7 protein-coding genes and 1 rRNA gene (1 of these 8 only partly in view) are annotated in these 6,059 nt (G+C 42.2%); 7 read left to right on the top strand and 1 reads right to left on the bottom strand.

Going from position 1 to position 6,059, the window contains the following annotated elements; genetic code table 11:
• From E7L17_RS12805 to rrf, 3 genes are all read left to right on the top strand, one after another.
• Positions 1 to 619: the 3' portion of an ABC transporter ATP-binding protein gene (locus E7L17_RS12805; protein WP_316323532.1), read on the top strand. Its footprint begins 98 nt before the window's first position; 619 of the gene's 717 nt are visible here — the last part of the coding sequence; its start codon lies off the left edge, out of view; it ends in the stop codon at positions 617 to 619.
• A complete protein-coding gene (locus E7L17_RS12800; RefSeq protein WP_316323531.1) occupies positions 616 to 2,214 on the top strand; it encodes a putative ABC exporter domain-containing protein in 1,599 nt (532 codons plus the stop codon). The genes E7L17_RS12805 and E7L17_RS12800 overlap by 4 nt, the downstream gene beginning before the upstream one ends.
• Before the next feature lie 335 nt (positions 2,215 to 2,549).
• Positions 2,550 to 2,666 (top strand): 5S ribosomal RNA (gene rrf / locus E7L17_RS12795).
• A gap of 118 nt (positions 2,667 to 2,784) precedes the next feature.
• Here the strand turns inward: rrf and E7L17_RS12790 are convergent.
• Complete coding sequence (locus E7L17_RS12790) at positions 2,785 to 3,333, bottom strand: biotin transporter BioY (protein ID WP_316323530.1); 549 nt, start codon at positions 3,331 to 3,333, stop codon at positions 2,785 to 2,787.
• A gap of 183 nt (positions 3,334 to 3,516) precedes the next feature.
• On the opposite strand from E7L17_RS12790, the gene E7L17_RS12785 reads away from it, so the two are divergent.
• The 4 genes from E7L17_RS12785 to rpsI all read left to right on the top strand — a co-directional run bounded on the left by E7L17_RS12785 (position 3,517) and on the right by rpsI (position 5,910).
• A complete protein-coding gene (locus E7L17_RS12785; protein ID WP_316323529.1) occupies positions 3,517 to 4,233 on the top strand; it encodes a hypothetical protein in 717 nt (238 codons plus the stop codon).
• A 129-nt stretch (positions 4,234 to 4,362) separates the two neighbouring features.
• Entirely contained in the window at positions 4,363 to 4,737 is a 375-nt protein-coding gene (locus tag E7L17_RS12780; RefSeq protein WP_316323528.1) for a hypothetical protein, read from the top strand.
• A gap of 327 nt (positions 4,738 to 5,064) precedes the next feature.
• Complete coding sequence (gene rplM, locus E7L17_RS12775) at positions 5,065 to 5,493, top strand: 50S ribosomal protein L13 (protein WP_085832788.1); 429 nt, start codon at positions 5,065 to 5,067, stop codon at positions 5,491 to 5,493.
• Between the two features lie 15 nt (positions 5,494 to 5,508).
• Positions 5,509 to 5,910: a 30S ribosomal protein S9 gene (gene rpsI, locus E7L17_RS12770; RefSeq protein WP_316323527.1), complete on the top strand. Its 402-nt coding sequence runs from the start codon at positions 5,509 to 5,511 to the stop codon at positions 5,908 to 5,910.
• Positions 5,911 to 6,059: the final 149 nt, after the last annotated feature.

The following is a 6,059-nucleotide window of genomic DNA, read 5'->3' as shown; positions in this document are numbered from 1 at the left end:
GGGGCCCAATGGCGCGGGAAAGTCTACTACAATTAAATGTATTGCGGGCTTATTGCGTTTTCACGGAACCATTCAAGTTTGTGGAATTCCAAATAAAAAAGAAGAGGCGCGTCGCGTATTCGGGTATGTACCGGAGCTGCCGGCTCTATTTCCTCTTTTAACGGTGTGGGAGCATATGGAGTTTATCTCTCGTGCGTATCAGCTGCAAGACTGGCGTGAGCGTGCAGAGGCAATGCTCGAGCGAATGGAGCTGGATGATAAAAAGGACAAGCTGGGCCAAGAGCTCTCTAAGGGGATGCAGCAAAAGGTAAGCCTATGCTGTGCACTTTTACCGCAGCCAAAGGTCGTTATGCTTGATGAGCCGCTGGTTGGGCTCGATCCCCATGCGATTAAAGAGTTGAAATCCATTTTAATGGAACTGCGGGCAGAAGGCTGCTCTATCCTCGTAAGTACTCACATGCTCGACAGTGTTGACGAATTTTGGGATAAAGCATTGATTATGAAGTCCGGTAAGGTTATGGCGATCCGCACTCGTACTGAAATCGAACAGAGCGGAGAGAGTTTGGAGCAGCTTTTCTTTTCGATTACAGAAAAGACGGCCGGAGGTGTCTCCGAATGAAGTCAATAAGCTACCTAATGGTTACCCAGGCAAAGAATTCGCTCAAAAATCTACTGCGCCATCCGTTAAAGCTGCTTTCATATCTATTAGTGATTGCCTTAATTGGAATGTCTGTGTTTTTCAAAAACGATTCTGCGGTAACTACAACCATTACAGACTCTCAAATGATACAGGGCATTTATTTCTTTGTGTTATTGGGGCTTATGGTGATGATTTTAATTTCTGGGTTAAAATCAGGTTCCACTTTTTTTAATATGCCGGATGTAAATCTTCTTTTTGTTTCACCCCTTCGTCCTAATTTAATTTTGGCTTATGGGCTAGTAAAGCAAATGGGCTCCCTTCTGCTCATGATTGTTCTTCTTATGCTGTATTCACCGATGCTCATGAATCTATTTGCCCTGACTCCAGGGCAGGTCTTCCTCATGATTGTAGGCTTGGCAGTTCTTTTGGTTCTTTCTCAAATTTTATCAATGCTTTTATATAATGTTATTAATGGCAGTCCTGCTCGCCGCAAAATACTTAGCTATGTTATTTATGTTGTAACAGCGTTGCCAGCTATTTATATTGCAGTAATTGCATTTTTATCGCAGGATGCGTATCATGCCGCGTTACAGGCAGCAGCATCTCCATTGTTAAATGGATTTCCAGTTGTGGGCTGGTTTCGCGGGGCTATTTTTGGTTTGATTCTAGGCGATGGAGGCCAAGCTGTGCTATACACTGCGTTGCTAGTGGTGCTGGCTGTTGCGAGTGTAATTATTCTGGTAAAGGGAAACCCCGATTACTATGAGGATGTACTGCAAAGCACAGAAAAAGTTTATACAATGCAGCAGGCTAAAAAAGAGAATGATAATATTGGGCTTTCTGTGGTTCGAAATCGTGGAGCTATTAAGAAAGGTAGTTTTCGTGGCGGTTGGGGCTCCAGTACCTTATTTTATAAGCATCTGTGCGAAATGCAGCGCAGAAATCGATTAGGCTTCTTAACAACATCCACTTTGGTAATCTTATTAATCGCAATGGGAATGGCCATCTTTATAGGGCGTACAGCTCGGGGAGATGGAGAGCTCAGGGATACGGAAACGATATTCGCCACCATTTTATCCACAGAAATTTATCTGCTCTATTTCTTTCAAATATCTGCGGATTGGGTCAACGAGCTTAAAAAGCCCTATATTTATTTGATTCCGTCCTCTTCACTTTCCCGTTTGGTGTGGGCGAGTGCCACTACGTTGATAAAACCTCTGTTTGATTCTGCCATTACATTTACCATCCTGGGGATATATCTTCAGGTGAACCCCATCATCATTCTCTGCGGCATTATCATGTATACAAGCTTTGCGTGGCTGTTTACTGCAACGAGTATTTTATTCTTCCGCTTATTTGGACAACCAGCGGTAAAGGGACTGCTTGCGTTTTTACAGTTAATCTGTTTGGTTGTGTTAGCAATACCGGGTGGTATCATCGCATGGATTGCGCTGATTCTATTAGATCTTCCTTGGTATTTTGCCGGATTAGGCTTCGCGGTTGGGAGTATCCTTGTAACGTTAGGGGTATATGTCGCTTGCCATAATATATTAGAAGCACCAGAAATGCGGTAAACGTACTTGATTTGCAAGGGGCTGTACTTTCCGGTACAGCCCCTTTCGTAATAGATATTATTTTAATGGAAAAAAGCATGTGAGTAAAAGTATAAAAAATTAAAGTTGAGGTATCAAAACATTAAAAAAACTCATAAATAAAGCGGATGCGTTAGAAAACAACCGAAATTACGCCATGAAAAGTGGGGTAGAGGGCGGTTTTTGCTGGAAAAAAGAGAAACAAAACCATCTCGAAAACTTTTTTAAATTATTTTTGAAAAAAGGCTTGCAATTTGTCTGAGGCTATGTTATTATATCTAAGTCGTCAAGAGCGACGGCGCGAAAGTAAATAGACAGTTGGTGTTGATGACGGTGAGGGTCCACCTGTTCCCATTCCGAACACAGAAGTTAAGCTCATCAGTGCCGAAGATACTTGGCTGGTAACGGCCCGGGACAATAGGATAATGCCAACACTATAAAAGCAGCCACCCAATAGGGTGGTTGTTTTTTTGTACGAGTTTAAACTGATAGTAAAAAAGCCGCTTCGATTTGAAGCGGCTTTTTGGTATCTTGATTCTATCGGCAATTGAATCAAGTAATTGGTAGCAATTTTGCGTGGAACAGAGCTTTTTTTAAAGCGAGTGCTGAAATGGCAGCAAATACAATCTTTGCTAAATCAAGCGGAATAAAGGGAATAACAGTTAAAGTAAGTGCTTTTGCCAGATCTGCATGCGCCACAGCCATAAACATAAGAAACCCAGCAGTATAGCATATGATAAGACCTGCTATAAAGGCAATTACAAGCGAATAAAGGCGGTTCTGCGGCAGCTTTTCCAAAAGCAATGCAATCACAAAAGCCATGATAGGGTAAGCAAGCAAAAAACCACCGGTTGGCCCGAAAAGAACGCCAAGACCACCTTTAAACTGGCTGAATACAGGTAAACCTGCTGAACCAAGCATTAAGTAAACAATCAGTGCGCTGAACGCGTTTTTCTTTGGTAGCAGTGCACCACATAAGTAGATAGGAATAAGCGCCAATGTAATTGGTATTGGAGTAAAAGGCAATACAATAACCAGTGGCCCCAATACCATTGTAAGCGCTGTAAACATTGCTGTTAGCGCTAAATTTTTTGTCTTCATTTTCATAACCCTCCTCATAGCTTGTATTATACCGAAAGCATTTTGCATTGTCAACAATAATTTTTTTGGCAAGTTGACAATACGGGTTACAAAAACGTTTCTTGAATTTCATTCATTTTTAGTGTAAAATGCTAATACTGCAAATTATATCCATTTTAGGATTTTATAGGAAAGGATGAGCTCATGAACAGAGTATCTGGAATTGCGCTCTGCCTGATGGCTTTGATTTTCACGTGGGGCTGTACCCAATCATTAGAAAAAGGGAGCGCTGTAGCACAGGCTCAAGATGCCAATGTGCTTGAGGTACAAAGCTTTGTTCAAAAGCAGCCACTGACTTCAGAGGAAGTGAAGGAGGTTTTTCAGCAGCTTCTTGATCAGGCAAAACAGGTACAAACACGAATTACAGAAGAAGATTTAACTGGGGCTACCCAGAGGAGTGCAACGTATTTCTCTACCGATGCGCGAACCGAAGATTCCGCCACAGATTCTGCTACCGGGCAAGCTAGCAAAACGACGCTGCAGGGGATGAGGCCGGTTACCAGCGGCGAGTATAACTCCAGCGAAAAAATACGCACAGTAATGCAGTCCATTTACACGAAGGATGCTGCGGAAGAATACTGCTCAGAGCTATTTAAGGGTGCAGATCCTATTTTAAAGGAAATAGATGGTGTGCTTTACTATGCCGAAGATCAAGCTGTACTTTCACCCGAGGCAATGGATTATATGGTAGACACTTCTGTGATTATGCGGCAAACCGTGGATGAAATAACAGTGGAAATGACAATGCAGACGCAGGGTGCCTCACCGATAAAAAAGAGTCTGCGCCTGAAAAAGCAAGGGGAAGAGTGGAAGCTTGACAGCGTGGTTTTTCCACAGCAAATTCAAGATGACGGAAATTAAATGAAAACCTCCTATTTGTTACATTCATGAATATAAAAATTAGAAAGTACTGTATATTAAAAGTTAAATATACAGTACTTTTTTAAGTTCATTTTCTTTCACAAAACTAAAATACAAAGGATACGAGCTATGAAACAAATTGAGAATTACTCAGCGAACAAATATGACAGTGCTATCTATTCAAAGATTGAAAATGGAATCTACGAAGTACAAGATGATGGTGAGAGCCTATATGTAACCTCATTATCATTTATCCAAGAGCCAGAATTCGATGAAGGTACGAATGCGAGCACGATATCACAATACCCTTTAGAAGATATACTCGATAAATTCTTTTGCCATATTTCAGATTTTTACAAAGAATTAAATACTGCTGAATCACAAACGTGTTACCAAGAATTTGCAAGTCCTGATTTAAAGGATATTAAAAATCTACGTTCTTTAATCGGAAAACACGTATATAACAAAGAAATTGGTAAATACGTAGAGCTTATCATTGAATAACCAACAGATAAATTCCAATGAAAGAGCAAGCGGCAAAATTTATGAGATAGCATCCATGACCTGGCAACTTTTATCATGATGTTTTAAGTTGGTAAAAAATGAAATGAAGGAATAGATACAGGGAGTAAAGCAGTAAAAACAGGCGAAAATAAGAGGGAATACAAAATAGATTAAAAAATTGGGCATTTACCATTGACAAGCTGCCGCCGGTTGTGGTAATATCAGAAATGCAGTTCCATCGCTTCCGTAGAGAAGCTGTTCTTTTAGGAAAAAACCCTGTTGGGTTTGCGAGGAATAAACAGACGATTATTTAGGAGGAAAACGCTCATGTCTACTTATATGCCCAAAGCGGGTCAGGTTGACCGCAAGTGGTATGTGATTGATGCTGCCGGTAAGCCGCTTGGCCGTGTTGCGGTACAGGCTGCTGTTTTGCTGCGTGGCAAACACAAGCCCACCTTCGCTCCCCACGTGGATTGCGGAGATCATGTTGTAATCATTAACTGCGCAAAGGCAGTTCTCACTGGCTCTAAGCTTCAGAAGAAGTACTACTACCACCACACAGGCTACATTGGTAACCTGAAAGAGGTTCGTTACGACACCTTGATGCGTGAGAAGCCTGAAAAGGCAATGGAGCTTGCTGTTAAGGGCATGATTCCGTCAACCACCATCGGCCGTGAGGCACTTACCAGACTGCGTGTATACGCCGGTGCTGAGCATATGCACAGCGCACAGAAGCCCGCCGAGTGGGCACTTTAAGGGAGGGGGATAAGTATGTACGATAAGGCTCCATATTTTTACGGAACTGGAAGAAGAAAAAGCTCTGTAGCCCGCGTCAGAATTTATCAGGGAACCGGCAAGGTTACCATCAATGATAGAACCATTGACGATTATTTTGGTCTGGAGACCCTCAAGCTAATCGTTCGTCAGCCTCTTGAGCTGACCAATGTTGCCGACAAGTTCGACGTGGTTTGCCGCGTTGCTGGAGGCGGTGTTACCGGCCAGGCTGGTGCGATTCGCCATGGTATTGCCAGAGCTCTGTTGCAGTACGACACTGAGAACTTGCGCTCTACCTTGAAGAAGGCAGGCTTCCTGACTCGTGACCCGAGAATGAAGGAACGTAAGAAGTACGGTTTGAAAGCGGCTCGCCGCGCACCGCAGTTCTCCAAGAGATAATTTTATTCCAATTGGAATATACGAAACCCCCGAGGCTTTTGGCTTCGGGGGTTTTTATTATATAAAATGATTTACAATTCGAAAAAATATGAATGCAATATATAATTGACATTATGCAATCTATATTATATAATAAAGCTCAGAGAGGA

Source organism: Clostridium sp. (assembly GCF_032576335.1).
Classification (GTDB): Bacteria; Bacillota; Clostridia; order Oscillospirales; family Acutalibacteraceae; genus Faecalispora.
This window is presented reverse-complemented; position numbering and strand designations above follow the sequence as displayed.